At 53.7% G+C, this 24,956-nt stretch carries 23 protein-coding genes; 13 read left to right on the top strand and 10 right to left on the bottom strand.

Going from position 1 to position 24,956, the window contains the following annotated elements:
• Positions 1-67: 67 nt before the first annotated feature.
• On the bottom strand, positions 68-1,945 hold the full coding sequence (locus tag EGO56_RS20930) for a M48 family metallopeptidase (RefSeq protein ID WP_135910935.1): 1,878 nt from the start codon (positions 1,943-1,945) through the stop codon (positions 68-70).
• 347 nt (positions 1,946-2,292) lie between these two features.
• Complete coding sequence (locus EGO56_RS20925) at positions 2,293-2,730, bottom strand: DUF2628 domain-containing protein (protein ID WP_135910934.1); 438 nt, start codon at positions 2,728-2,730, stop codon at positions 2,293-2,295.
• A 396-nt stretch (positions 2,731-3,126) separates the two neighbouring features.
• Here EGO56_RS20925 and EGO56_RS20920 point away from each other — a divergent pair, with 396 nt between their 5' ends.
• Positions 3,127-3,468: a hypothetical protein gene (locus tag EGO56_RS20920; RefSeq protein ID WP_135910933.1), complete on the top strand. Its 342-nt coding sequence runs from the start codon at positions 3,127-3,129 to the stop codon at positions 3,466-3,468.
• A 71-nt stretch (positions 3,469-3,539) separates the two neighbouring features.
• Entirely contained in the window at positions 3,540-4,097 is a 558-nt protein-coding gene (locus EGO56_RS20915; protein ID WP_135910932.1) for a hypothetical protein, read from the top strand.
• A gap of 243 nt (positions 4,098-4,340) precedes the next feature.
• Here the strand turns inward: EGO56_RS20915 and EGO56_RS20910 are convergent, their stop codons facing one another.
• Positions 4,341-5,459 carry an ABC transporter ATP-binding protein gene (locus tag EGO56_RS20910; protein ID WP_135910931.1) on the bottom strand — a complete coding sequence of 373 codons (1,119 nt, stop codon included), beginning with the start codon at positions 5,457-5,459 and terminating at the stop codon, positions 4,341-4,343.
• A 324-nt stretch (positions 5,460-5,783) separates the two neighbouring features.
• Here EGO56_RS20910 and EGO56_RS20905 point away from each other — a divergent pair, with 324 nt between their 5' ends.
• From EGO56_RS20905 to EGO56_RS20880, 6 genes are all read left to right on the top strand, one after another.
• The gene (locus tag EGO56_RS20905) at positions 5,784-7,004 is read left to right on the top strand and encodes an extracellular solute-binding protein (protein WP_135910930.1); all 1,221 of its coding nucleotides are present in this window, start codon (positions 5,784-5,786) and stop codon (positions 7,002-7,004) included.
• Complete coding sequence (locus EGO56_RS20900) at positions 7,004-8,353, top strand: carbohydrate ABC transporter permease (RefSeq protein WP_420371904.1); 1,350 nt, start codon at positions 7,004-7,006, stop codon at positions 8,351-8,353. The genes EGO56_RS20905 and EGO56_RS20900 overlap by 1 nt, the downstream gene beginning before the upstream one ends.
• 10 nt (positions 8,354-8,363) lie before the next feature.
• Positions 8,364-9,215 carry a sugar ABC transporter permease gene (locus tag EGO56_RS20895; RefSeq protein WP_061060563.1) on the top strand — a complete coding sequence of 284 codons (852 nt, stop codon included), beginning with the start codon at positions 8,364-8,366 and terminating at the stop codon, positions 9,213-9,215.
• 3 nt (positions 9,216-9,218) lie between these two features.
• Positions 9,219-10,412 carry a glycoside hydrolase family 53 protein gene (locus EGO56_RS20890; protein WP_135910928.1) on the top strand — a complete coding sequence of 398 codons (1,194 nt, stop codon included), beginning with the start codon at positions 9,219-9,221 and terminating at the stop codon, positions 10,410-10,412.
• Positions 10,413-10,453: 41 nt separating this feature from the next.
• Positions 10,454-12,514, top strand: coding sequence for a beta-galactosidase (locus EGO56_RS20885; protein WP_135910927.1), 2,061 nt, complete (start codon positions 10,454-10,456; stop codon positions 12,512-12,514).
• A 158-nt stretch (positions 12,515-12,672) separates the two neighbouring features.
• Complete coding sequence (locus EGO56_RS20880) at positions 12,673-12,987, top strand: PTS sugar transporter subunit IIB (protein WP_135910926.1); 315 nt, start codon at positions 12,673-12,675, stop codon at positions 12,985-12,987.
• Positions 12,988-13,093: 106 nt separating this feature from the next.
• On the opposite strand, the gene EGO56_RS20875 is transcribed toward EGO56_RS20880, so the two are convergent.
• Entirely contained in the window at positions 13,094-14,356 is a 1,263-nt protein-coding gene (locus tag EGO56_RS20875) for a maltoporin (RefSeq protein WP_135910925.1), read from the bottom strand.
• A gap of 265 nt (positions 14,357-14,621) precedes the next feature.
• On the opposite strand from EGO56_RS20875, the gene EGO56_RS20870 reads away from it, so the two are divergent.
• Together EGO56_RS20870 and EGO56_RS20865 are read left to right on the top strand one after the other, a co-directional pair.
• The gene (locus EGO56_RS20870; protein WP_135911042.1) at positions 14,622-15,692 is read left to right on the top strand and encodes a LacI family DNA-binding transcriptional regulator; all 1,071 of its coding nucleotides are present in this window, start codon (positions 14,622-14,624) and stop codon (positions 15,690-15,692) included.
• A 183-nt stretch (positions 15,693-15,875) separates the two neighbouring features.
• Positions 15,876-16,202 (top strand): hypothetical protein, encoded by a 327-nt coding sequence (locus EGO56_RS20865; RefSeq protein WP_135910924.1) that lies wholly within the window; start codon positions 15,876-15,878, stop codon positions 16,200-16,202.
• Positions 16,203-16,315: 113 nt separating this feature from the next.
• Here the strand turns inward: EGO56_RS20865 and EGO56_RS20860 are convergent, their stop codons facing one another.
• Positions 16,316-17,089, bottom strand: coding sequence for a COG4705 family protein (locus EGO56_RS20860; RefSeq protein ID WP_095708042.1), 774 nt, complete (start codon positions 17,087-17,089; stop codon positions 16,316-16,318).
• Positions 17,090-17,849: 760 nt separating this feature from the next.
• Here EGO56_RS20860 and EGO56_RS20855 point away from each other — a divergent pair.
• Positions 17,850-19,097, top strand: a complete 1,248-nt coding sequence (locus EGO56_RS20855; RefSeq protein WP_135910923.1) for a sensor domain-containing diguanylate cyclase — start codon at positions 17,850-17,852, stop codon at positions 19,095-19,097.
• Positions 19,098-19,204: 107 nt separating this feature from the next.
• On the opposite strand, the gene EGO56_RS20850 is transcribed toward EGO56_RS20855, so the two are convergent.
• Positions 19,205-19,588, bottom strand: coding sequence for a winged helix-turn-helix transcriptional regulator (locus EGO56_RS20850; protein ID WP_033784966.1), 384 nt, complete (start codon positions 19,586-19,588; stop codon positions 19,205-19,207).
• Between the two features lie 98 nt (positions 19,589-19,686).
• On the opposite strand from EGO56_RS20850, the gene EGO56_RS20845 reads away from it, so the two are divergent.
• The gene (locus EGO56_RS20845) at positions 19,687-20,415 is read left to right on the top strand and encodes an SDR family NAD(P)-dependent oxidoreductase (RefSeq protein WP_135910922.1); all 729 of its coding nucleotides are present in this window, start codon (positions 19,687-19,689) and stop codon (positions 20,413-20,415) included.
• A gap of 221 nt (positions 20,416-20,636) precedes the next feature.
• Here EGO56_RS20845 and EGO56_RS20840 read toward each other — a convergent pair whose 3' ends face one another.
• The 3 genes from EGO56_RS20840 to EGO56_RS20830 form a co-directional block, all read right to left on the bottom strand.
• Positions 20,637-21,134: a glutathione peroxidase gene (locus EGO56_RS20840; protein WP_135910921.1), complete on the bottom strand. Its 498-nt coding sequence runs from the start codon at positions 21,132-21,134 to the stop codon at positions 20,637-20,639.
• Positions 21,135-21,302: 168 nt separating this feature from the next.
• Positions 21,303-22,325: an NADP-dependent oxidoreductase gene (locus EGO56_RS20835; RefSeq protein ID WP_135910920.1), complete on the bottom strand. Its 1,023-nt coding sequence runs from the start codon at positions 22,323-22,325 to the stop codon at positions 21,303-21,305.
• A 55-nt stretch (positions 22,326-22,380) separates the two neighbouring features.
• Positions 22,381-23,199 (bottom strand): oxidoreductase, encoded by an 819-nt coding sequence (locus EGO56_RS20830; RefSeq protein ID WP_135910919.1) that lies wholly within the window; start codon positions 23,197-23,199, stop codon positions 22,381-22,383.
• 133 nt (positions 23,200-23,332) lie between these two features.
• On the opposite strand from EGO56_RS20830, the gene EGO56_RS20825 reads away from it, so the two are divergent.
• Positions 23,333-23,881, top strand: coding sequence for a TetR/AcrR family transcriptional regulator (locus tag EGO56_RS20825; RefSeq protein ID WP_135910918.1), 549 nt, complete (start codon positions 23,333-23,335; stop codon positions 23,879-23,881).
• A 178-nt stretch (positions 23,882-24,059) separates the two neighbouring features.
• On the opposite strand, the gene EGO56_RS20820 is transcribed toward EGO56_RS20825, so the two are convergent.
• A complete protein-coding gene (locus EGO56_RS20820; RefSeq protein WP_135910917.1) occupies positions 24,060-24,860 on the bottom strand; it encodes an SDR family oxidoreductase in 801 nt (266 codons plus the stop codon).
• Positions 24,861-24,956 lie beyond the last annotated feature (96 nt).

The raw sequence follows: 24,956 nt of genomic DNA, 5'->3' as shown, positions 1-24,956 counted from the left end.
TAAACACAATAGCTCCTTTATTTGTTGAGTCAGAAATACAAATTCTGAATAGATGATGCGCTGTGCGTCAGGCGCTTTGCGCCGCTGCCTCTGCTTCTTCTTTCAGTAATGCCCGGACCGTCTGATGACGATGCCAGTACAGGCCGAGGATATTTTTGAAGGCTTCAATCTCCTTCTTCAGGCCCGGCAAGGGAATCTCACTGCGCTTTTTGCCCTTAGTGTTCGGCTGCTCATGCTGCACGTAGAGCTTATCCCGGCCGAAATTACGAATGACGTTGATGTTTTTAACGTTATCCCAATCCAGCAGTTCGCCGGTTTTCGGCGACACGATGCCCTGCCAGGTGATGACAATCTGCGAGCCATCTTTCAGCGTGTAAGGCACATTGGGGAAATGCTTCAGTACCAGCGCGGTTTCCATCTCACCTTCAGGCTGATAGCGCCAGGCCAGGCTCTCCTCATGCACCGAGGAGAAGTCGCGTTCATATTTCTGCCACAGCTGCTGTTCGATCTCATTGGCAACCGGCATCAGATCGACCCAGCTCTCGGCCGGGAAATCGGCGGCGACCGTGGCATAGTCGGCTTCGTCGATGTTGTAGCCGACGTTGCGCATCCTTTCTGCCAGCGGAGGGTGGGAATCAAACGGATGCGGCACATTCTGTTCGCGGACAATGCTGATAAAGTCCGGAGTGGCGACATGCGCTGGCAGACCGGCAGCGATAGCTTTGCTGATGCCCAGTTCGTTTTCGTGCAGCGTCCGGTCATTAAAGAAGTTACGTTCAACTTCGCTGCGATAGCTTGCATAGGCCGACACTTTGATCAGCGATTCGATAATCGCGGCCGGGGAGACCAGGGTTGAGGCATTGCGGTCCGCCACAAACTCACGTTCACGGCTGTTGCGCTGCCACGCCAGCTCAAACAGCATGCGATAGAGATAGAGCGGGTAGTAGACGATCAGCGTAGCCAGGTTCTGACCCATCAGCTGCATATAGAGGTCAAAGCGATGTAGCTTCGGTCCCAGCAGTGCGCCAGAGGCGGTGTCGCCTTCGTGAAGGTGTGTCAGCTCATGAACCATCACACCATCCGCCTGCGCCACGGTGAGCTGACGCAGCAGTGGAATACTGACATAGAGCTTTCGACCGCTGAGCGGGTGTCCGTTTACACTCAGTGGGGCTTCCGTCACGTAGAAGTTGGTGTCGATGCCCGCAACGATATGATCGGGTGGGGTGGTGCCGACTCTGGCGGCCAGCATATCAATCTGTGACCAGAGTGCCGGAGCAGCTTCGCGGGTCACGACTTCGCCTTCAATACTCTCTTCCGGTGGAAGTTTTTTGAAGATGCCTTTGATCATGTAATACATGCCGGCCAGCACCAGCAGGCCGACCGCCATCACCAGCTTTGGATAGTAGGTTTGCGTGAAGAAAGCAGTACCCCAGAACGACAGCCAGACCAGCATGGCGCCCTGAACCATGACTTCCAGAGAACAGGCCAGCATCAGAAATTTACGGGCCAGCGCCAGACTGATGACCTGTCCCCGGCGGCTTTTAAAGGCCAGCGCGCTGAACAGCAATACCATCAGCAGGACGACCCCGCTGCCGATCAAGGTCCAGATGGCCACTTTATCCATCATATAAAACTGCCACAGCTCAGATTGCGGTGCGCAGACGGCGTTTTTGTAATCCTGCAGATTTTCATCGACCGGACCACAGACGCTGGACGGCGGATTCTGCTGCAAAAATGCCTGCAGTTTGCCGGTATCCTGATGTTGCTCCTGCGCATCGTTTATGAATAACTGGGTGTACTGCTGGTCGAGTTGCGAGTTGCCATATTCAGCAAAAACCAGGGTGATCACGGGGACCAGAAACAGTGTGAACAGCAGCCAGAGAAATACCTTCAGATAACCCTTTTTCAATTCCGTTAATGATTTCAAAATAATAACATCCCATATGTCAGTGAAAGGGGAAGCTGCTTTTTAAGGAAATTCTTAAAAGAATACCCTTGACCCGGCTACACTTTGCGGGACATGTTTGCGAGCTTCAGCGATATGATAATTAATGCAAAGTGCTATAAGCCAGTCAGCACCTGTTCCTGAAGGCGCAGAAAAATATTTCATGGGCTTGTCAGGTTACCAGCAGATTATTCTCCTGACAGGCACCCTGTTGTTGTGCCGCGACAGCAATAATTTGAGTTAATATTCATTATTTATTTCGGTCAGCCTCCACCATGAAGTTTAAAAAGCTGCCTGTCTGCTGTCGCTACACCAGATTTACTATTTTGCCAGTTGCGCTGAAAAAATTACCAGCGCATCCCTTTAAAGGGATTCCAGCCGTTATCGCCTTTTCTCTCTTTCAGATAATAACTGTAATTCGTGCTCATGCCGTACAGGGCATTAAAACCATAGCCCAGGCCGACCTGAAGATACCGTGGAAATTCCATGCCCGCTATCGCTAACGCGATAATCACAATAGTATAAACAGCCATCATAATTAAAATCAGCATGATGTTCTTCTTCCACAGGCCGAGGACAAACAGATAAATCGGGCCGAAAAGGAAGGCAATTAAATTCATGTTTACTCTCAGTTTTTGCCTGAAAGGCAGCTGTTTCAATGCCTCTCTGAAGCCGGGTGAACTGGGAGCACCATGACGGTCAAAAAATTCAAAGCGGGCCTGCCACTTCGCACTGTACTTTTTAGAGATAGTCTCTTTTCCATTATTTTCAGTGAGTTGATCCATGCTAACCTCCATGCTTTAAGCAAAAACCTGTCGGGCACCTTACTGTTTCATACGGATGACAGCGGCATAAATTCTGCTCACCGAAACAGCCGATGCGATTTTTTAAAAACGGTGATGCCAGCGGTGTGATTCATTCACACGCAAATAATATCGCAACGCAACAAATAGCTCTGCCGCACCCGGAGTGCAATATTAATGGCACGCCGGATTCGGAATCATCAACTACCTCAGGAAATAACCCTGGTCGCTTCAGATGTTTTATAATGAAACAGGCCGATTCGCCCTGAGCGGGTCAGAGCGAATATTAACACCAAAGAAAATATCGCCACAATGATAAAAATATGTTAATTTTTAAAAAATAATTCCCTGAACCCCACACATTTAAAGGATATAAAGATGATTGCCTGGAGCGGAGTCGGGTTTTTTGTCGCGCTATTAATTTCTGCCGCCTATCTGCTGTGTAAATGGCTGCTCGATTTTTATTACTACGACGGTTTTTTTGTTGCCCATTTATGGGCGACAGGGGCGGCGCTCATCGTTGCCGCTCTTTTTTGTGCGGTCTTCGTCTGGGCGCTGCGGCAGGAAAAATGGCTGGACTCAATCGCTGCGGCGACGAAGAGCGAGCCGATGATGGCCCCCGAAAAAACCCACAACTTCTTTTTTATCCCCGTTCTCTACTGGCCGATTATTCTGTTACTGCTCGGCTCAGGGATCTCTATTTACGACCTGACCCGATAACGCCTCTGCCTCGCCGACATCCGATGGGGTGTCAGTGAAATGGAAATATCCACTACACGAAGGAGTTCACGGTGAAATTACGTCAATCATTAAATATTATGGGTACCCTCTGCCTGACTGCTGCTATTGGCAGTGCCCCGATGATCGCAACCGCCGCGGAAACGACGACCGCGCCAGCCGCAGCCGCGCAGACTCAGACGCTCTCTCTGCTGGATGGCAAACAGACTTTCACTCTGCAGGGCTATGAAAAGCAGCCTGTTCCGGGCGGCGGACCAGGTACTATGTATGTCAACAAGCAGGAAAAACGCGTGTTGATCATTGGCGAAGAAGAGATCCCGGTGATTGCCCGTGGCGCCAGTGATGCTGATTTTCTTAACGGCATGAAGTCGATCAAAGACAAGCAGAAGCAGGCCTCACCTTCTTACAAAGTTATTAGTGAGAAAACCGAAAATGCCAATGGTCTGCCGGTCTATCATATCGAAGCTACTGACAAGATGGGTGGTAACGATGTGCAGCAGGCTACTCTGCTGGCGGTCGCCAACAAGAAATTCACCGTTATTCAGGTGGTTTCAAATCACAAAGACAAGGCTGGCCACCTGAAAGCGGTTAACAATATTCTCGGTAAATAAGCCGTTAAGCCTGGTTAGCGGTAAGACGGAGCCTGCGAAGGGAACACGGTCAGATCGGAAAGTCGCTTGAGCCAATCCCTGGCCGCTCGGCCCGCGCCGTCCATGGCGCGGGACGCTTTCCTATTCTGCCCGTGTTCCCTGCGCAAATAAGTTATTCGTTGCTGTCAGATTCAGCCTTATTTAAGTTTGTCAGCAGTGTGAGGCCGTTTCCGGCCTCTTATTACATTCCTCCAGACACTCACCTCAGGCCGCGCGCACCTGCGGCATTGCAATATCTGCGCTGATCCGTGCGCCATCAGCATCAAACACCATGCAGTGGTGCGGATGGAAGCTGGGACGCAGCGTCTGATAAGGGCGGAAATGCACATCGCCCGGCAGCAGCATCTTGAAGCCGTCGTGGCCGTGGCTCTGACCAAACAGATACGTATTATTGCCGAGTCGCTCAACGACTTCGCAGTGGAAGTCGATATTCAGAGGCGCATCGCCGTTGATCTGCAACTGTTCTGGTCGGATACCCAGGGTGATCTCATCTCCTGGCTGCAACGGGCGGATGGGCGAGGGGAGTTGCAGCCGGTGTTCACCGTCATTGATTACGGCGACCAGCCCGGCAGGGCCACACTGCTCCACGCGTGCGGGCAGGAAGTTCATCTTAGGTGAACCGATAAAGCCCGCAACGAAGCGGTTGATTGGGTTGTAATAGAGTTCCATCGGTGAGCCGACCTGTTCCACCTTGCCGTAATTCATCACCACAATCTTATCGGCCAGCGTCATCGCTTCCGTCTGATCGTGCGTCACATAAACCATGGTGGTTTTCAGTTCCTGATGAAGCTTAGCGATGTGCAGACGCATATCGACGCGCAGCTCTGCATCCAGGTTCGACAGTGGCTCATCAAACATGAATACCCGGGGATTACGCACGATGGCGCGACCAATGGCGACACGCTGACGCTGACCGCCAGAGAGCTGTTTAGGTTTGCGATCCAGCAACTGCCCCAGCTGCAGCGTCTTCGCCACCATCTCCACCTGATGCTGAATCTGCGCCTTGGGCAGCCCGTTCACTTTCAGTCCGTAGCCAATATTCTCCGCCACCGTCATATGGGGATAGAGTGCATAACTCTGGAACACCATCGCCACGCCCCGGTGCGAAGGTGCCACATCATTCATCACCTCATCGCCAATCAGAATCTCACCGTCACTGATCTCTTCCAGCCCGGCAATCAGCCGCAGCAGCGTGGATTTTCCGCAGCCTGATGGACCCACAAAGACTGCAAACTCACCGGCCTCAATGTCGAGTGCGATATTTTTCAGCGTTTCTGTTTTACCAAAGCGTTTGGTGACATTTCTCAATCTGATGCTGGACATGCTGAACCTCATGGCAAGAAATTTGGCGGCTAAAATGTACGACGTATAACAGGTGGTCAGTTTCCACGTCAGCCCTGATGGTGCCTGCGTTGACTATAACGTTCCGTCAGGGCGCGCCCTATCGCTGTTTTTGATTTCTGTAATACCGATCACACATTGGTGCGAACGGGCTGGAGCACGTTACGCATTCCGCGTAGCGTATGGCGTAAATGCGATACGTTATTCACGTTTTATATGACCGATGAATCCCTGTTCAGCATGTGTCTGAAAAAAGAACAACAGCAAATGACAGTAAAAATGTCATACCTTCACACGAGGCCGGTAATGAAAATCAAAATCAGCGTTACGCTACTTCTGTCAGCCATGATGCTTAATCAATCCGTCTGGGCCGCTCAGCAACTCACCGTCTGGGAAGACATTAAAAAATCGGACGGCATCAAAACGGCGATCGCCGATTTTCAGAAACAGTACGGCGTTGAAGTGAAAGTGCAGGAGATGCCCTTTGCGCAGCAGATTGAGAAGCTGCGTCTGGATGGTCCGGCAGGTATCGGCCCGGATGTGCTGGTGATCCCCAACGACCAGCTCGGCAGTGCGGTGGTGCAGGGCTTGCTGGCTCCGCTGAAAATCGATGCGGCAGAGCAGAGCGCTTATACGCCTTCGGCAATGGCCGCGTTTACACAGAATAACGTGGTCTACGGCGTGCCTAAGGCGGTTGAAACCCTGGTGCTGATCTACAACAAAGATCTGCTGCCCGCGCCGCTTAAAACTTTGGATGAGTATCGCGCGTTCTCGCAGAAGCAGCGCGAGGCAAAACAGTATGGCCTGCTGGCGAAGTTCGACCAGATCTACTACAGCTGGGGCGTGATGGCACCAATGGGGTCTTACATTTTTGGTAAAGACGCAAAAGGCGTGATTAACACGCAGGATATCGGGCTGAACACCCCAGGCAGCGTGGAGGCGGTGACGTACCTTAAGCGCTTCTTCAGCGAAGGATTGCTGCCTGGCGGCATCATGGGCGACAACGGCCTTAACGCTATCGACTCGCTGTTTACCGAGAAGAAAGCGGCGGCGGTGATCAACGGGCCGTGGGCGTTCCAGCCCTATCAGGCGGCCGGGATCAACTACGGCGTGGCGCCCCTGCCACTGCTGCCAAACGGCAAGCCGATGAGCTCCTTCCTGGGCGTTAAAGGCTATGTGGTATCGACCTGGAGCAAAGATCAGGCGCTGGCACAGAAGTTCCTTACCTTTATCAACCAGCCGCAGTACGTGAAAGAGCGCTACCAGAAAACTCAGGAGATCCCACCGGTTACTGCGCTGATGAACGATCCGATTATCCAAGATGATGAGAAAGCCAACGCGGTCGCGGTGCAGGCGGCGCGCGCCTCAGCCATGCCGGGTGTGCCAGAGATGCAGGAAGTCTGGGGCCCGGCCAATGCGGCGCTGGAGCTGAGCGTTTCCGGCAAGCAGGAGCCAAAAGCGGCGCTGGATAACGCGGTGAAACAGATCACCATGCAGATTGAAGCGATGCAGGCCAGCAACCAGTAATGCCGGTTCACGGGATAACCGTACAGGATAAGGATCAGAGTGTGGCTATATCTTCCGATGAACATCTGGTGACCGCTAAGCGTCCGCGTCGTCATGCGACGACCGGTGCGTTGCTGGCACTGCTGCCTGGCTTCGGCCAGTTTTATCACCGCCAGTGGGCGAAAGGCCTGTGCTTTCTGATTCTGCTCAGCAGTTTTACCGGCGTCTTCCACGATTTTCTGCGTGAAGGATTCTGGGGGCTATACACGCTGGGTGAATCGGTGCCGCGCGATAACTCCATTTTCCTGCTGGCGGAGGGAATTATCAGCGTGCTGATCGCCGCCTTCGGCGTGGCGGTCTGGGGATTGTCGGTGCGCGATGCCTGGGTCAATGGCGTTAAGCGCGACAGGGGGCAACCGCTTAACAGCGTGCGTCAGCAGTATCAGCTGCTGCTGCGCGACGGCTTCCCCTACCTGATGATTTCGCCGGGCTTTATTCTGCTGGTGTTCGTGGTGGTGTTTCCGATTCTGTTTGGTTTTGCTATCGCCTTCACCAACTACAACCTCTATCACACGCCGCCGGCGAAGCTGGTGGACTGGGTAGGATTCAAAAACTTCATCAACATTTTCACGCTGTCGATCTGGCGCTCCACCTTCTTCGATGTGCTGCAGTGGACGGTGGTCTGGACGCTGCTGGCGACCACGCTGCAGTGCACCGTCGGCGTGATGCTGGCGATTCTGGTCAATCAGAAAGACCTGCGCTTTAAACCGCTGATCCGCACCATCTTTATCCTGCCGTGGGCGGTGCCGGGTTTTGTCACCATTCTGGTGTTTGCCGGGATGTTCAACGACAGCTTTGGGGTGATCAACAACGCGATTCTCGACTTCTTTGGCATCGCGCCGAAAGCCTGGATGACCGATCCGTTCTGGACCAAAACCGCGCTGATTATGATGCAGACCTGGCTCGGCTTCCCGTTTGTCTTTGCGATGACCACCGGGGTGCTGCAGGCGATCCCGGACGACCTCTATGAGGCGGCAATCATGGATGGCGCCAGCGCCTGGACGCGGCTGAAAACCATCACGCTGCCGCTGGTGCTCTACGCCATTGCGCCGATCATTATCACGCAATACACCTTCAACTTTAACAATTTCAATATCATTTATCTGTTTAACAACGGCGGTCCGGCGGTAGCGGGATCGAATGCCGGAGGCACGGATATCCTGGTGTCATGGATCTACAAGCTCACCATGTCGTCGTCGCAATATGCTATCGCCGCCACGATCACCATTCTGCTGTCGATTTTCGTGGTAGGTCTGGCGCTGTGGCAGTTCCGCGCGACCCGGTCGTTTAAACAAGATGAGATGGCGTAAGGGAGCAGTTATGGCGAAGTCCGGCAGTATTAAACGCGAAAGGTGGATACGCCTGTCGCTGACCTGGCTGGTGGTGCTGGCCGTCTCGACCATCATCATTTATCCGCTGGTCTGGACGGTAGGGGCATCACTGAATGCGGGCAACAGTCTGCTCAGCAGTTCGATCATTCCGGAGAATGCGTCGCTACAGCATTATCGCGACCTGTTCAACGGCACGGTGCCTTACCTGACCTGGTACTGGAATTCGATGAAAATCAGTTTCCTGACCATGGTACTGACGCTCATCAGCGTCAGCTGTACCGCCTATGCCTTTTCCCGTTTTCGGTTTAAGGGACGGCAGAACGGACTGATGCTGTTTCTGCTGCTGCAGATGATCCCGCAGTTTTCGGCGCTTATCGCGATCTTCGTCCTGTCGCAGCTGCTGGGATTAATCAACAGCCACCTGGCGCTGGTGCTGATCTATGTCGGCGGGATGATCCCGATGAACACCTATCTGATGAAGGGCTATCTCGATTCGATTCCCAAAGATCTGGATGAGTCAGCGCGCATGGATGGCGCGGGCAATTTCCGCATCTTTATTGAGATCATCATGCCGCTGTCGAAGCCGATTCTGGCCGTCGTTGCGCTCTTCTCGTTCACGGGGCCGCTGGGCGATTTCATTCTCTCCAGCACCATTCTGCGCACGCCGGAACAGTTTACGCTGCCGATTGGCCTCTACAACCTCGTGTCGCAGAAAATGGGTGCCAGTTACACCACCTATGCGGCCGGAGCCGTGCTGATCGCTGTGCCGGTAGCCGTGTTCTATCTGGCGCTGCAGAAATACTTCGTCTCCGGCCTGGCTTCAGGCAGTACTAAAGGATAAATCATGATGCCCAAAACATTAATTCTCGCCCTGGCGCTGGCCTGGGCGACGCCGCTGCTCGCCGACGAACAGCCTGTCATCGCCTCTGCCGGACCGTGGCCCGCCGATTTTATTAAAGGTGCGGACATCTCTTCGCTGGCTGAACTGGAGAAGCAGGGCGCGAAGTTCTACAACGTGGATAACCAGCAGCAGGATGCTATCGCCATTCTGAAAGCCAGCGGCATCAACACTATCCGGCTGCGGCTGTGGGTCGATCCCACTGACGGCAGCGGTCACACCTACGGCGGTGGCGGCAACGATCTGGCGACTACGCTGGCGCTGGCGAAGCGCGTGAAAGCGGCGGGACTGAAGCTGCTGCTGGATATTCATTACAGCGATTTCTGGACCGATCCCGGCAAGCAGTTCAAGCCCAAAGCCTGGCAGTCGCTGACCTTTCCGCAGCTGGAAACGCGGGTGCATGACTATACCCGCGACGCTATCGCCCGTTTTAAAGCGGAAGGGGTGCTGCCGGATATCGTGCAGATTGGCAACGAGCTTAACGGCGGCATGCTCTGGCCGGAAGGCAAGAGCTGGGGCCAGAACGGCGGCGAGTTTGATCGGCTGGCGGGCCTGCTGAAGGCGGGCATCAGCGGGCTGCGCGAGAACCTCAGCGATCCGCATCAGGTGAAGATCATACTGCATCTGGCTGAGGGTACTAAAAACGATACCTTCCGCTGGTGGTTCGATGAAATCGTTAAGCGTGATGTGCCGTTCGATGTGATTGGCCTGTCGATGTACACCTACTGGAACGGCCCCATCAGCGCCCTGAAAGCCAACATGGATGATATCTCCCGGCGCTATGACAAAGACGTGATGGTGGTGGAAGCCGCCTATGGCTACACGCTGGAAAACTGTGACAACGCCGAGAACAGTTTCCAGGCAAAAGAGGAGCAGGCAGGCGGCTATCCCGGCACGGTACAGGGCCAGGCGGCCTATCTGCATGACCTGATTAAAGCGGTGCTGGCGGTGCCGGACCATCGCGGCAAGGGCGTGGTCTACTGGGAACCGGCGTGGATCCCCGCGCCCGGCAATACCTGGGCTACGCCCGCTGGCATGAAATATATCCACGACGAATGGAAACAGGGTAACGCTCGCGAGAACCAGGCGCTGTTTGACTGTCACGGCAAGGCGCTGCCTTCGCTACAGGTTTTTCATTAACTATCAGCATTAACGCTGATCTCTTCCTCTGAGGAACAGGTATGAATAAATTTCCCCCGCTGAGCGCCCGGGTTAACCGGCTGCTGCATGGTGCTGACTACAATCCGGAACAGTGGGCGCACCAGCCGGGCATTATTGATGACGACGTCGCGATGATGAAGCAGGCGAACTGTAACGTGATGTCAGTGGGTATTTTCAGCTGGGCGAAGCTGGAGCCGGAAGAGGGGCGCTATGAGTTTGGCTGGCTGGATGAGGTAATCGATACGCTGTGGCTGCAGGGGATTTCCGTGTTTCTCGCCACACCGAGCGGGGCCAGGCCTGCCTGGATGTCGCAGGCGTATCCGGAGGTGTTGCGCGTGGGGCGGGATCGCGTTCCCGCCCTGCACGGTGGCCGTCATAATCACTGTATGACCTCGCCGGTTTATCGCCAGAAAGTGCAGGCGATGAATAGCCGCCTGGCCGCGCGTTATGCGCATCATCCGGCGGTGGTCGGCTGGCATATCTCTAATGAGTATGGTGGTGAGTGTCATTGCGATCGCTGTCAGCAGGCCTTTCGCGGCTGGCTGCAGCGTCGCTATGAGACGCTGGAGACGCTGAATCTCGCCTGGTGGAGTGATTTCTGGAGTCATACCTACACAGACTGGTCACAGATTGCGTCGCCTGCACCGCAGGGCGAGATGTCGATTCATGGTCTGAATCTGGACTGGCGGCGGTTTATGACCGATCAGGTCACTGACTTCTGTCGTGAGGAGATTAAGCCGCTGAAACAGGCGAATCCCGATCTGCCCGCGACCACCAATTTCATGGAGTATTTCTACGACTACGATTACTGGAAGCTGGCACCGGCGCTGGATTTCATCTCCTGGGACAGCTACCCGATGTGGCACAACGAGAAGGATGAGACCACGCTCGCCTGTTACACCGCGATGTACCACGATTTGATGCGCACCCTGAAGCAGGGTAAACCGTTTGTATTGATGGAATCGACGCCGGGCTCAACGAACTGGCAGCCAACCAGTAAGCTGAAGAAGCCGGGGATGCATATTCTCTCTTCACTGCAGGCAGTGGCGCATGGTGCGGACGCGGTGCAGTATTTCCAGTGGCGCAAGAGTCGGGGGTCGGTCGAGAAGTTTCACGGCGCGGTGGTCGATCATGTCGGTCATATCGATACGCGAACCGGGCGTGAAGTGAGTGAGCTGGGCCGGATGCTGGCAGCGATGACGCCGGTGATGGGCAGTCGGGTTGAGGCGCGCGTCGCGATTATTTTCGACTGGGAGAGTCGCTGGGCGATGGATAATGCGCAGGGTCCACGCAATCTTGGTCTGCATTATGAGCGTACGGTGAACGAGCACTACCGGGCTTTCTGGGAGCAGGGCGTTGCGGCAGATGTGATTAACGGCGATAGCGATCTCAGCGGTTACGATTTGGTAATAGCGCCGATGCTGTATATGGTGCGCGACGGTTTTGCGGCGCGAGCAGAAGCGCATGTTGAGCGGGGCGGGCATTTTGTGGCCAGCTACTGGAGCGGCATCGTGAATGAGAGCGATCTCTGTTATCTGGGAGGATTCCCGGGTCCGCTGCGGCCGCTGCTCGGCATCTGGTCAGAAGAGATCGACAGTCTGACGGATGAGGAGTGTAACGGCGTGCGCGGGGTACGCGGCAATGAGCTGGGTCTGAGCGGGCCATATCAGGCGCGGGAGCTTTGCGAGCATATTCATCTCGAAGGGGCCACGGCGCTGGCCAGTTACGAGAGTGATTTTTATGCCGGAACCCCGGCGGTGACGGTGAATCGGGTCGGTCAGGGTAAAGCCTGGTATATCGCGTCGCGTAATGATCTGCCGTTCCATCGGGATTTTTATGGTGCGTTGATTAAGCAGCTGGGATTGCCGCGTGCGCTGGCGAGTGATTTGCCGCCGGGCGTGGTGGTGCAGCGCCGTACCGATGGCGAGCAGGCGTTTCTGTTTGTGCAGAACTTTACAGCGCAGGTGCAGCAGGTGTCGTTGCCTGCCGGGCTGAGTGATTTGGTCGATGGCTCGGGTGTGGGGGAGTCGCTGACGCTGGGGCCGTGGGGATGTCGGGTTTTGAGTGTGCCGCTGGAGTAGGGCTACTCAGGGGCAGGTTTTTCAGAGCCTGATTGCAGGATGGGTGCACGAAGAGTGTATATTCTGTGAGCGGTCCCGAGCCTGTGCCTCTCGTTTTCATTTATCAGTCGTGAGTGGCGGGCAGCAGCCCGCCTTTTTATCATCTGAAGGAGAACAACATGGTGAGTCTGAAATCGTTTAAGCAATATTTCAGCCGACAGCCGATAACGGCAGAAGAGGTTGAGATAGACAACGCATTACTGGAGCGGCTTGTCGGGTGTTTTGGCGGACGTGACAATATTCAGCAGGTGGACGCCTGTATAACCCGGCTGCGGGTGAAGGTGACATCGCTGAAAGCCGTAGACACGGCGGGATTGCAGAAAGCCGGGGCGATTGGTGTGGTGATCCTGGGGCGTGAGGTGCATGCGATCTTTGGTAAGCAGTCCGACCAGCTGCGTCAGCTGCTGGAAGAACGTTTCTTTAAACCGGAGTAACAGCCGCCCTGGAAATACGCATAAAAAAATGGATAACCGTCGCCGGTTATCCAAATAAGCCCCTGCATAAGAGCTCAATAATGATCGCAATGAGGAGATTGCGCGGTTACCACCAGGCTTCGACCTGTACGCCGAAGTTCCAGTTATTATTACTGGTGTTGTCTTTAAAGCTGTGTCCATCCTCTGAGTCATTCAGGTAAGAGGCAAACAGTCGCAGTTCAGGACGAGACATAAATTCGGGACCGGCTGCCAGACCCAGCGCCAGCGTATATTTCTGTCCCGCCGCTTTGTAGTCGCTGCCCACTTTGTTTTCATCTTTCTGCCAGAAGCTACCAACTTCACCGATGCCGCGAACATACTGCGTAAACTGATACTGACCACGACCCACCAGTGACAGCAGGGTGCTTTTGCTGGTCTGCGCGGTGACATCGTCCGCCGATCCCCAGGTAAAGACCTGATTCAGGGAGAACTTATCGGTGATTGGGAGCAGACCGGTGTTAATCACGCGGTAGCCAGTGGCGTTTTGAGTATCATTCCACATGTCATACCATCCGCCGCCCTGCGAAATCATGTTCTGCGCCAGACCTTTGTTGGCGTACTGGAACACCAGTTTCTGGTAGCCGCCCCACATGTCCTGACTGATTTCACTGGTGAGCATGACGCCGTTATCTGCGTCATAGAGGCCACCATATTCTTTCTGTTTGTTGGTGGTGTTTGGCATGGCGTAATCGATACCAAACTCGGTCCAGGCACCGTTCCAGGGTTTCCAGCCGGCATAGCGAAGATCGAGGTAGTTAATGTTGACGTCGTTGTCGCCATCGACACGGTAATCCACGTCATTCGCATCGCCACGAATCCAGGCAAAGGAGATAGCGCCCGGACCGAGCGTGTAGTTTTCAATACCGGCACCTGAACCCGAGATGTTCCAGTACTTGGTATCAATGATGTGCAAATCGTGACGCTGGTAGTAGCGTTTACCGCCCCAGATCACCGCATCTTTATCACCCGGCACCAGGCCTTTGATCTGCAGGTTGAGCTGACGCAGGCCAAACTGCGCATCGTCGCCGAAGGTGGTTTCGTTATCGTTTGAGCCGTCGGAGAACATACTGACCATGGTGTCGACGTAAAAACTGACATCATCTTTTTTGTAGACTTCGCTGCCCAGCTCAACCTCGCCATAAGTGTCGGCTTCATTGCCGAGACGGCCAACCTTGTTCTTTTGATACTCTTCAATACCGCCATCCTGTGAGACGCCAACGCCACCACGCAGATAGCCATGGAAATCGATGTTGTCGATGGCGGCATAGAGCGTCGGGGAGGTCAGGGCCGCAGCAAGCGCCACAGCAGCAGTACGTAACCTTGTTTCCATGTTATCCTCAATTTTATTTGTAATACGTTCACATGACAGCGGCAGTAAACGCTTTTTGTCAGATGAGTGACAAATAAAATCGCGATAATGTGTGATGCACTGCAAATAAAGTGCCGCAATCTGTAACGATTAGTGAATCAGATCACCAAATTTCACAATGTGAAGGTATTACTTTTACTTTTTATTCGCGCAATGTGACTGCGGTAGTCTGGCTGACATCAGGGCTGTGATAACATTCCGCCATCGGTAATCAGGGATGCGAATGATGAAATCAAAAAATGCCACCTTAGAGGATGTCGCCCGTCATGCTGGCGTGTCGTATCAGACGGTATCAAGGGTTCTTAATAAGTCGGCAAACGTCTCGGAATCAACACGTCGCAAGGTGGAACAGGCAATTGAGACGCTGCGCTACGTGCCTAACCGGCTGGCGCAGCAGCTGGTGGGCAAGCAGAGCACAACCCTGGGTCTGGTAACGACGTCGCTGGCGTTGCATGCGCCCTCGCAGGTAGCCGCTGCGGTTAAACGTTATGCGAATGCTGCGGACTACCAGGTGCTGATCGCGATGATTGATGAGAACGTCAATCAAAGTCTGCAGGATTGCATCAATGAGCTGAAGTCTCAGCGGGTGGATAAAGTGATCATTAATGTCCCGCTGGAGAGCAGCGCTGCTGAGCAGGTTGTGCAGGAGAACGACGATATTCTCTGTCTGTTCCTTGATGTTGATCCCTACAGCGCAGTGTTTAACGTTTCGTTTAACCCGGCTGATGGCACCCGTGCCAGCGTTAAATATCTCTATGAGCAGGGGCATCGCGAGTTTGCCCTGCTGGCGGGTCCTGAGCAGTCGGTCTCCGCCAATCTGCGCTTAAAGAGCTGGCTCGACACGCTGGAAAGCTACCGTCTGAAGCCGGTCAGCATCAGCCACGGTAACTGGGATGCGCAGAGTGGTTACAATGGCGTGCTGCAACTGCTGCGTGAAGCGCCGGAGTTCAGTGCGTTGCTGGTGGGCAACGATCAGATGGCGCTGGGCGTGCTGAGTGCGCTGCATCAGCGCGGTGTGGCGGTGCCAGGTCAGATTTCGGTAATTGGCTACGATGACACCTATGAAAGTGCCTTTTTCCATCCGGCGCTGACCACGGTGTCACTTGATCTCGATTTGCAGGGTAAAGAGGCGGTTGCCCGTCTGTTGCTGGCCAGTGAGCAGGATGAGCAGCGTTCCTCCTCAATTCTGCCCGCAAAGCTGGTGGTGCGCAACTCGACCGGTATCGCCGGACAACAGCAGCGAGATTTAAAGCAGATTGCAGAACAGCTGCGGCTGATTGCCAGCCGGCTTGAGTAACGGGGGCCAGACAAAGATAAAAAAGCATAATAACACCCCGCTGCTATGCTCAGATCAGGATAACGCTTCTGAATGCCAGAAAAATTACCCATTGTCTGAGCTGGTCGGTAAACGGGCATTCGTATTACCTTTAAACCAGCCGGCATGCTCAGCCCGATTCCTCTACACCCAGGATGTGACACTATGCTGTGGCTTGAACAGGGACTTTACCTCAGGATCGAAGAGTTAGCGCATGGCCCCCGGCCGCTGCCGCTTTCCAGTGGCTTTACCCCGCAGACCGCTTATCGCGCGCTGGGCTGCTTTAACCCCTCTGAAACCTCGGATGCTTACTACATTCTTTCTAATGACCGCGATGAAATCTGGTTTATCTGCAACCGACATCTTAGGACCGTTTTCCTGGATGCCAGCAACACAGCATTTCGGGTGAAAATGCAGGAGCCAGCAGAAAGTCTGCCCGCTCTCTCTGCTGCCCATGAAGGGCTTATCGTTTCCATCGAGCGGCCAGCCTGATTTAACAGCCTGCGCGGACGATGACAGACCAGATAATAAAAAAGCCGCCATTACTGGCGGCCCTGACTACGTTTAGGAAGAAGCGTGACCTGTAAATCTTCCGGTAGCGCTTTTTAATTCGCAGGAGCAGTCTTCATTGCCGGGCGCTGTGGCAGCACCACCAGAAAAGCGATGATGATCAGTGCCAGCGTCAGCGAGGCGCCATAGCGGCTCAGCGCCAGTCCGCCCGAAGCAAGGGGTTTATCCAGGAAGTCACCAACAACGGCACCCAGTGGCCGGGTCAGGATAAAGGCTGCCCAGAACAGCGCGGTGCGTGAAAGGGAGGTAAAGCGACTTGCCGCCCAGATGATCGCCAGCGCGCCGACAAACAGCAGGATCCCGCCATCGTAACCCAGGCCTTCGCTATCTGCCGTCCAGTCACCCAATGCGGTGCCCAGTGTCTGAGAAAACATAATGGTGACCCAGTAAAAACTCTCAGTTACACCGTTGCTTACCGAACTCACTGCAACCGTTCCACAGGTCATTTTCCAGAGGAAAAGAGAGAGGATCAGCAGAGTGCTCAGCAGCAGCGTACCGCCCAGATACCCAATGTTCAGTGAGCGATCGGCAAAGTCCGCCATCGTTGTACCGACGGTGGTCGTCGCCACGACGGTGAACCAGTAGATCCATTTGTTAAAGCTGTTGCGATTGATCTGCACCACGACAGCGACCAGAAAGATGATGGCGAAAATCAGTGTTCCGGTCAGATAACCGAGATTCATCGACATCGTCACCGCATCGCCGCCGGTTTCACCCAGGGTAGTCGCAGCGATTTTGGTCAACCAGAACGCCGCGGTAACGGCCGGCACTTTACTCAGAGCGTGAGAAGCTGTGTTGTTATTTTGCATAGGGTGATACTCCGGAAAAGCCCAACATGGGCTAATACAGCGGGGATGTTATAGGATTAATCTTAAGAAAAGATTAAGCTGCAGGTGAGGCGAGAGAAATTTTTTACAGGCTTTTTACTGCTGCCCTGAGAATAGAAATGCGCCACGATGTGCAGTTTTTTACAAGTTAAGCGCCATTATTATTCTGTATTAAAAGCGTTTTTATACATCTTCCCGGGTATTAGATCGTGACTGTCCTGAAGAAATTTTCAGAAAGGCCCGAATGGCTCTTTCAGTCAGCGCCTTTTCTATGAGTAAAAAAATTAACAAATTGTGAGGCGCAATTAATGGTCAGCGTTATAGCCTTTGTCGGCCCGGCTATCTTTTACCCCGTTCTTCAGCCAGCCGGAATAATGTCACTGAGTGAAACCCCGCAACCCGCAGGGATTTACTGAGGCAGCGATGTTCAGCCTGTTTCAGGGTTCACAGCCCTCAGACAACATGCTGTGATTAAAGATTATGCCCCGATGAGCCGATATAAACAGGCTCATACTTCTGATACTGCAGCCTGACAGCTTTGCGTAATGCCACAGGAGAGGGCACCTCAGAAACCGCTGCCGGAAAGGCTTCAGTTTCCGCCAGGATTTATCACGGCCCGCAATACTGAACCCTTATCCATAGCCTTCCTCAGCTGCAGGCAGGCATTAACGGTTATAATCAGGTCTGTAGCGACGTGTATTGAACTTATTTAACATCGTCAGCAACGTCGGAGCCGGCCGCCATGAACCCAATGATCAAACCTTCTTTTACCGCTGTTTGGTCTACGGATGCCCGGGGGATCTGCATCGCCAGTCAGGAGAGTCCTGCGGGTCTGATGCCTGAACTTAAGGGCGTGACGCTGAGTTCATGGCTGAGACTGGCGCAGGCTGACGACGATGCAAAGATCGCGCTGCAACTGACTGCAGCCCTGGAATTGCTGACGCCTTTCCATATTGAAGTGCCGATCCATTGTCTGGATGGCCAGACGCGCCGGGTCCTTGTTTCCGGCCTGCCGGATTGCCAGCCTGGCACCTCCCATCTGCAGTACAACGGCTTTATTCTGGATGTGACCGGGCAGCGTAAAGCCCTGGAAGATGCGCTGCGCACGGCGGCGGAGTATCGCCTTCTGATTGAAAACAGTACCGATCTGATTGCCCATTGTGACGCGGAAGGCAGATACGTATCAATCTCTCCCTCTTACAGCGAAATCATAGGCTGGACCACCGAAGAGGTTGTGGGGCAACTGGTGGTGGATTTCCTGCACCCGGATGACCGCGAATTAGCCACCGAAGCGCTGGGATGTATCTTCAGCGGCGGGGTACTGCCGGATGTTGTTGAGGTTCGCAAACTGCATCGCGACGGCCATTACATCTCACTGGGTACCAAAGCCTGTGGCGTCATCAATCCTAATTCAGGAAAAAATATTGGTGCCGTGCTGGTATCGCGCGATATCACGCGGGACAAAGAACGGATGCGTAATCTTGAGAAGCTGGCAACCCTGGACACGCTGACCGGGCTGCACAATCGTGCCTGGATTAACGAGAAGGTGGAATTCATGCTGGCGCAGGCAGACGATCAGGCCTACACCACGGTGATGTTTATCGATTTGAATGGCTTCAAGGCGGTGAACGACCTGATGGGTCACGCGACTGGCGATGCCCTGCTGCAACAGGTCAGTGAACGACTGCGACACTGTATGCGTCCGGGCGATTCAGTGGCGCGCCTGGGTGGCGATGAGTTTGTCGTGGCTGCTAAGTGCAGCAATCACGAAGCCGCGTCCGCGATTGCCCTGCGGATTATTGACAGTCTGCAGGCACCTTTCGCCATCGATAATATGGATGTACGCATCGGCGCGGCGATTGGTATCAGCCTTGCCCGCTTCGGGACAGCAACGGCCAAAATGTTATTCGAAAACGCAGATAAGGCGATGTACCAGGCTAAAGCACGACGTGATGGTTCTTATCAGTTTTTTGAGCCAGCAGCGGAGTAGCCGTTGTATATGATGGCGGGTCTCCGCTTTGACTCCTGTCAGGCTTATCCTGCACTTATCTGCTCATCACCCTGCGCTATCATGCAGGAACGGTGCTCAGGCTAAGTTCATGCAGATTCTTCGTCATCCCGACCTTCATCATAACCCGCCTGCGCCTGTTCCATGGCGCCTCCATGTTGCTTTGCCCAGTTCACCAGCGCGACAAAAGGCTCCTGCAATGTCCGACCCAGCGGGGTAATCGCATATTCGACCGCCACTGGTGATGAAGCAATCACGCGGCGGCTCACCAGCCCGTTGCGTTCCAGCCGTCTTAATGCCTCTGTCAGAGATTTATGGGTGATGGGGTCGAGCCTGCGCTTGATGGCATTAAAACGCGAGGGCTGAGAGCATAAAACGGTGAGGATTAAAACCGACCACTTATTCGCTACCTGTTCCAGGACAGGGCGGGTGCTGTTGATCTCGGCCAGTAGCTGAGTGATGTCAGTTGCCATGAGGTTTCCTTGAGGATATCTGGTGTACATCAGGTGCGTAATTGACACTAAATATAATAAATATACCATCGGGTGTCTAACCTCTATCCGGAGTCGCAATGATGAAACTGAGTGGAAAAGTCGCCCTTGTCACCGGGGGTAATAGCGGTATCGGCCTTGCTGTCGCTCGTCGTTTTGCAGAGGAAGGTGCACGCGTGTTTATCACCGGCCGGCGCGAAGCACAGCTGGCTGAGGCAGTCGCACTGATCGGCGGTCAGGCCGAGGCCATTCAGGGTGATATCACCCGCACAGACGACCTTGCGCGTCTGTTCGAAACCCTTGGCACCCGAGCGGGTCGCCTCGATATCCTCGTCAACTCTTCAGGTGTGTCTGAACCGGCCAGCCTGGAAGAGACCACGGAAGAACACATCGATCGCGCTTTTAATCTGAATGTGCGAGCCATGGTGCTGACGGTGCAGCACGCGGTGCGATTGATGGGTGAGGGCGGCAGTATCGTGCTGGTGGGTTCCGTTGCGGGCGCGATAGCGAATCCCGGCTATGGCAGCTATTCCGCCAGCAAGGCTGCGGTACGGTCTTATGCACGCACCTGGAATAGCGAGCTGGCACCGCGCGGCATCAGGGTTAACACGCTGAGTCCTGGTCCTACCAACACGCCGATGTTTGACCGGGCCAGCGATGAAGTCAGGCAGACGCTGACCGCCCGGATCCCGGCAAAGCGGCTGGGACATCCTGAGGAAGTGGCGGCTGCGGCACTGTTTCTGGCTTCCGATGAAAGCAGCTATATCAGCGGCACCGAGCTGGTGATTGATGGCGGGATGATTGCGTAAAAATAACCTGGAGAGCGTTACGGGTTAGCGTGCCTGTGACGCCATTATGATCATCAGCTTAACCAATTTGCCCATTGAGGCTTTTGCAGGTATCAGGTTACGAAGCAAATACAGGCTGAGTATTCGCTGATATCGGCAGGTAACATCCCGATTGATAAGGGCACGAAGAATAATAAATGTCGGGCTCAGAACATCGTTAATTTCATCTTCTTCGTAGAGGGCTAATTCCCATTGTTACCCGCTGAAAGGGCAGCCAGAATGGCAGCTTCCATTTTCCCGGGCGTCGTTGTCGGTGCAAATCGTTTGATGGGTTTGCCATCGCGCCCAATCAGGAACTTGGTGAAGTTCCATTTAATACGGACACCCAGCACGCCGGGTAACTCTTCTTTCAGGTAACGGAAAATCGGGTGCGTTGCGGTACCGTTAACGTCCACTTTTTCAGACACAGGAAAACTCACGCCGTAGTTGATATGGCATGTCTGCGCGATCTCGTCGGCATTTCCCGGTTCCTGCTTACCGAACTGGTTGCAGGGAAAACCCAGTATCACCAGGCCCCGGGCAGCATACTTTTTGTAGAGTGTTTCAAGCCCGGCATATTGTGGTGTAAATCCACAGTGACTGGCGGTGTTCACTACCAGAACCACCTTGCCAGCATAATCGGCCATCGGGAGTGGCTGGCCTTGCAGGCTGGTGGCAGAGAGCTGATAAAAGAAAGACATGGTGCAATCCTCAGAGCGGAACCTGTTTTTCGTCAACATTAGCACAGAGCACATGAGGAAAGTGAAACATGGAGAGCAGGTACTGAGTGAGAAGGCCCGGCATCCGGATTTCAGACGTTATCGCCAGGCGCTGATGATTATTTCCGCTTCTGATGTAAATCCTGGTTGTTATTCATGATGAATTTTAATCACGACCTTACCCTTTGCATGTCCCTGTTGAAGCCAGTTAAGAGCATCCTGAGTTTCTGCAAAAGGGAACACACGGTCGATCACTGGCCTGATTTTTGCAGCTTCAATTAAATTGCTCATCTGGCCCAGCTGGTTGCCATCAGGACGAACAAAAAGAAAGGAATAATCCAGACCGCGCTTTTTTGACAGTCGCAAAATCCTGCGGCTCATCAGGCCAAATATCATCCGCAGGACGATATTGAGTTGTCTGGTACGCGCAAAATTAACGTCTAAAGGCCCGATCAGAGAGACTATTTTTCCGCCTGGCTTGAGGATGTTCATAGATTTCTCAATCGAATCACCCCGAAGCGTGCCGAGGACAAGATCAAAGCCCCTCAGCACGTTTTCGAATTCCTGCTTTTTATAGTCAACGACTTGATCTGCGCCCAGCTGACTGACCCACTCCACATTAGCTGAACTGGTCGTCGTCGCGACCTTTGCGCCAAGATATTTCGCCAGCTGAATCGCAAAGCTGCCAATTCCTCCCGAACCTGCCGGAATGAACACCCTCTGCCCTGGCCGCAGACGGGCTCTCTCTGTGAAACCCTGCCAGGCGGTGAGGCAGACCATCGGGAGCGAAGCAGCCTGAATGAAATCCAGATTTTCAGGTTTGATGGCCGCGAGACTTTCAGGGACCAGGGCAAACTCGGCCAGTGAGCCGTTGCCCCTGTCGAAAATGCTGGCGAACACTTCATCACCCGGACTAAAATGCGTTACCCGACTTCCTGTTGCAATAACCACACCCGCCAGATCACTGCCCAGAGTCGCTGGAAGTTTAAACTGTAAAACCGGTTTGAATATTCCTGTAGGGATCATGTTGTCTATGGGATTCAGGCCCACAGCATAAACTTTCACCAGGATTTCATTAGGACCGGGGCAAGGGTAATCCACATTATCAAATCCCAGCTCAGGTGATTTTCCGTAGCGTTTAAACGTAAAGGCTTTCATCATCCTGGTTTTCATTTATTCATCCTGTGCAATAACACCCACACCGTAGCCCGTCCCAAAAAATTCATTTTCAGACTCTCGTATCGAGTTGAAGGCTGTTCCGCACGACCTTATCCAGCAGGGTTGCAGGCGCAAAGCGGAGGACGAAATTCAGTTTTGCTGCGAGCGTTCCCGCCGTGTAGCGTATTTTTGGCCGTGAGGACTGGGCCGCTTTAAGCACCACCGCAGCCACGACATCCGGACTTTCCGCTTCAGCCATAGCCTTACCGACCACTTTCTTCAACTTAGCCCGGATGAGTTCATACTCTTCAAGCTTCGCATCCGGTTCGATATTGTGGACTTCAAACTGCGTTTTTATGTAGGCCGGCTCAATGACAGAAACCCTAATGCCTTGAGTGCGCAGTTCATGGTCAAGTGCGCCTATATACCCCTCGACCGCATGTTTACTAGCCGAATAGAGTGCGACATAGGGCAGAGGCACAACCCCCAGAATGGAACCGATATTGATGATGCGCCCGCTGCCCTGGCTACGCATGTAAGGCAGTACGGCGCGTGTCAGCCTGACGATACCCATAAAGTTTGTGTCGAAGATATGCTGCGCCTGTTCGACAGAACTCTCTTCCGCCGCTGCCGGAGCGACGCCAAAGCCTGCGTTGTTCACCAGCAGGTCTATTCGACCCTCAAGCTGCATCAATTCGTTAATAGCAGCCTTTACCGAAGCGTCGTCAGTCACATCAAGAGTGAGTAATGGAAAGGGCTGTTTATTCGCCTGTGGGCCACGACGGCTGGTGCCATACACTTTATAACCCGCTGCTAAAAGTTTGTTCGCAGAGGCTTCACCAATGCCAGAAGAGGCGCCGGTCACCAGTGCTACACGTTTTTGGCTCATTCTGAGTACGCTCTTGTAATAGGGTTCGGAGGAATAACTGATTTAATGATGATGATCATAATCATTAAAGTCAACTGGTTTGATTATGGTCATCATCAATGTATGCTTGAGTTCTGTTTCAGGAGGAAAAAATATGAAAGTGTCTAAAGAGCAGGTTCGCGAAAACCGGTTGCGGATCGTTGAAACGGCGTCAGAGCTTTTTCGTGAGCGTGGTTACGATGGGGTAGGCGTCGCTGAACTGATGTCAGCTGCCGGGTTAACACATGGCGGTTTCTACAAGCATTTTGGGTCGAAAGCGGATTTGTTAGCTGAGGCGATGAACTGTGGTTTCACGCAGTCGGCAGAAAAAACAGAAGGGGTAAGTCGGGAAGCGTTTATTGAATACTACCTTTCCCGTCAGCATCGCGATGACATGGGAAAGGGGTGCGTGATGTCGGCTCTGGGTACCGATGCAGCCCGGCAGTCTGAATCAATCCGCGAGACATTTGCGGCCGGGATTGAACGACAGATTGCCATCCTGGAATCCCAAAATATCACGCGGGCAGAGTTGATAAATAACATTGCGCAGCTTGTTGGTGCATTGATGCTTTCGCGCGCCTGTCCGGATGGTTCCGGACTCGCTGATGAGATTCTGGAGGTCTGCCGGGCGCGTTTGCTCCGTCCGGATGCCTGTGAGGATTGAGCATTGCTTTTCAGTTTAACTGGAACGAAGCCAATGCGACACAGGCTGGACTGCCCAGCCCGCTGGCGTCTCATTTGCGGCAGCGGGAGCGCGTAATCCGGACTTCCCGTTCCGGATATATTTCTGGCATACAGGTTACCAATCAGTCGGCCACCAGGCTTGTAAAGTACTGTATGACTCAGCCGTTGTCGCGAAATCCGGGATAAAGGCTCATTCCGCCATCAATAAACAGTGTGGTGCCGTGAACATAGTCGGAAAGGTCACTTGCCAGCCAGACCACCGCATTCGCCACATCTTCCGCCGCACCGATACGTCCGTAAGGGATGAGTTTTAACAGCGCTTTGCCCGCTTCGCCCTGAGTGGTTTCTTCGTTAATGGCGGTTGCGATAGCGCCAGGTGCTACTGAGTTGACGCGTATACGGTCTTCACCCACTTCCTGTGCCAGGCTTTTCATCAGTAAATCAACCCCGCCTTTTGAGGCAGCGTAGTTAACATGTCCGGCCCAAGGAATGAGTTGATGCACCGAGCTCATGTGAATGATCTTACCCACAGCCCGACTGATCTCCGGGCAGTGCTCCTGGTCACGAAACTGACGCAGCGCAGCCCGAGCGCAAAGGAACTGCCCGGTCAGGTTCACATCCAGGACAGTATTCCAGTCTGTAAGCGACATCTCGATGGAAGGCGCATCTTTCTGCAGCCCTGAGTTCGCCACCAGAATATCCAGCCTGCCAAATTCAGCAATCGTCTGAGCAAAGAGATTTTCTACGTCAGCCTCCTTTGAGACATCACCCTTTACTGCAATGGCGCGTCCACCGTCTGCACGGATTTTGTCAACCAACTCTTCAGCAGGTTCCGCCTGACTGTGATAGTTAACCACCACACCGGCACCAGCTTTGGCGAGTGCTTCTGCGCAGGCATAGCCGAGACCTGAGCTGGCGCCGGTAACCAGCGCAACCTGATTTTCGAGTGATAAGATCATGAGGCTTCCTTAATTCTGTGAATGATGAGCTTGTTAAACCCGGCGGGCATCATCAGGGGATTGAATATCGATGTATCGCTGACACCACGATTTCCA

It is taken from the genome of Pantoea vagans (assembly GCF_004792415.1).
In the GTDB taxonomy this organism is placed as follows: domain Bacteria; phylum Pseudomonadota; class Gammaproteobacteria; order Enterobacterales; family Enterobacteriaceae; genus Pantoea; species Pantoea vagans.
The sequence above is the reverse complement of the archived record's forward strand: the minus strand, read 5'-3'. Positions and strand labels throughout refer to the sequence as shown.

Excerpts from the sequence above, each read along its gene's own strand:
- EGO56_RS20880 (WP_135910926.1), top strand. The coding sequence starts at position 12,673 with ATGGTGAGTCTGAAATCGTTTAAGCAATATTTCAGCCGACAGCCGATA.
- EGO56_RS20900 (WP_420371904.1), top strand. The coding sequence starts at position 7,004 with ATGCCGGTTCACGGGATAACCGTACAGGATAAGGATCAGAGTGTGGCT.
- EGO56_RS20885 (WP_135910927.1), top strand. The coding sequence starts at position 10,454 with ATGAATAAATTTCCCCCGCTGAGCGCCCGGGTTAACCGGCTGCTGCAT.
- EGO56_RS20825 (WP_135910918.1), top strand. The coding sequence starts at position 23,333 with ATGAAAGTGTCTAAAGAGCAGGTTCGCGAAAACCGGTTGCGGATCGTT.
- EGO56_RS20855 (WP_135910923.1), top strand. The coding sequence starts at position 17,850 with ATGAACCCAATGATCAAACCTTCTTTTACCGCTGTTTGGTCTACGGAT.
- EGO56_RS20850 (WP_033784966.1), bottom strand. The coding sequence starts at position 19,588 with ATGGCAACTGACATCACTCAGCTACTGGCCGAGATCAACAGCACCCGC.
- EGO56_RS20820 (WP_135910917.1), bottom strand. The coding sequence starts at position 24,860 with ATGATCTTATCACTCGAAAATCAGGTTGCGCTGGTTACCGGCGCCAGC.
- EGO56_RS20870 (WP_135911042.1), top strand. The coding sequence starts at position 14,622 with ATGAAATCAAAAAATGCCACCTTAGAGGATGTCGCCCGTCATGCTGGC.
- EGO56_RS20890 (WP_135910928.1), top strand. The coding sequence starts at position 9,219 with ATGATGCCCAAAACATTAATTCTCGCCCTGGCGCTGGCCTGGGCGACG.
- EGO56_RS20875 (WP_135910925.1), bottom strand. The coding sequence starts at position 14,356 with ATGGAAACAAGGTTACGTACTGCTGCTGTGGCGCTTGCTGCGGCCCTG.
- EGO56_RS20860 (WP_095708042.1), bottom strand. The coding sequence starts at position 17,089 with ATGCAAAATAACAACACAGCTTCTCACGCTCTGAGTAAAGTGCCGGCC.
- EGO56_RS20840 (WP_135910921.1), bottom strand. The coding sequence starts at position 21,134 with ATGTCTTTCTTTTATCAGCTCTCTGCCACCAGCCTGCAAGGCCAGCCA.
- EGO56_RS20835 (WP_135910920.1), bottom strand. The coding sequence starts at position 22,325 with ATGAAAACCAGGATGATGAAAGCCTTTACGTTTAAACGCTACGGAAAA.
- EGO56_RS20920 (WP_135910933.1), top strand. The coding sequence starts at position 3,127 with ATGATTGCCTGGAGCGGAGTCGGGTTTTTTGTCGCGCTATTAATTTCT.
- EGO56_RS20905 (WP_135910930.1), top strand. The coding sequence starts at position 5,784 with ATGAAAATCAAAATCAGCGTTACGCTACTTCTGTCAGCCATGATGCTT.
- EGO56_RS20830 (WP_135910919.1), bottom strand. The coding sequence starts at position 23,199 with ATGAGCCAAAAACGTGTAGCACTGGTGACCGGCGCCTCTTCTGGCATT.
- EGO56_RS20910 (WP_135910931.1), bottom strand. The coding sequence starts at position 5,459 with ATGTCCAGCATCAGATTGAGAAATGTCACCAAACGCTTTGGTAAAACA.
- EGO56_RS20845 (WP_135910922.1), top strand. The coding sequence starts at position 19,687 with ATGATGAAACTGAGTGGAAAAGTCGCCCTTGTCACCGGGGGTAATAGC.
- EGO56_RS20865 (WP_135910924.1), top strand. The coding sequence starts at position 15,876 with ATGCTGTGGCTTGAACAGGGACTTTACCTCAGGATCGAAGAGTTAGCG.
- EGO56_RS20925 (WP_135910934.1), bottom strand. The coding sequence starts at position 2,730 with ATGGATCAACTCACTGAAAATAATGGAAAAGAGACTATCTCTAAAAAG.
- EGO56_RS20895 (WP_061060563.1), top strand. The coding sequence starts at position 8,364 with ATGGCGAAGTCCGGCAGTATTAAACGCGAAAGGTGGATACGCCTGTCG.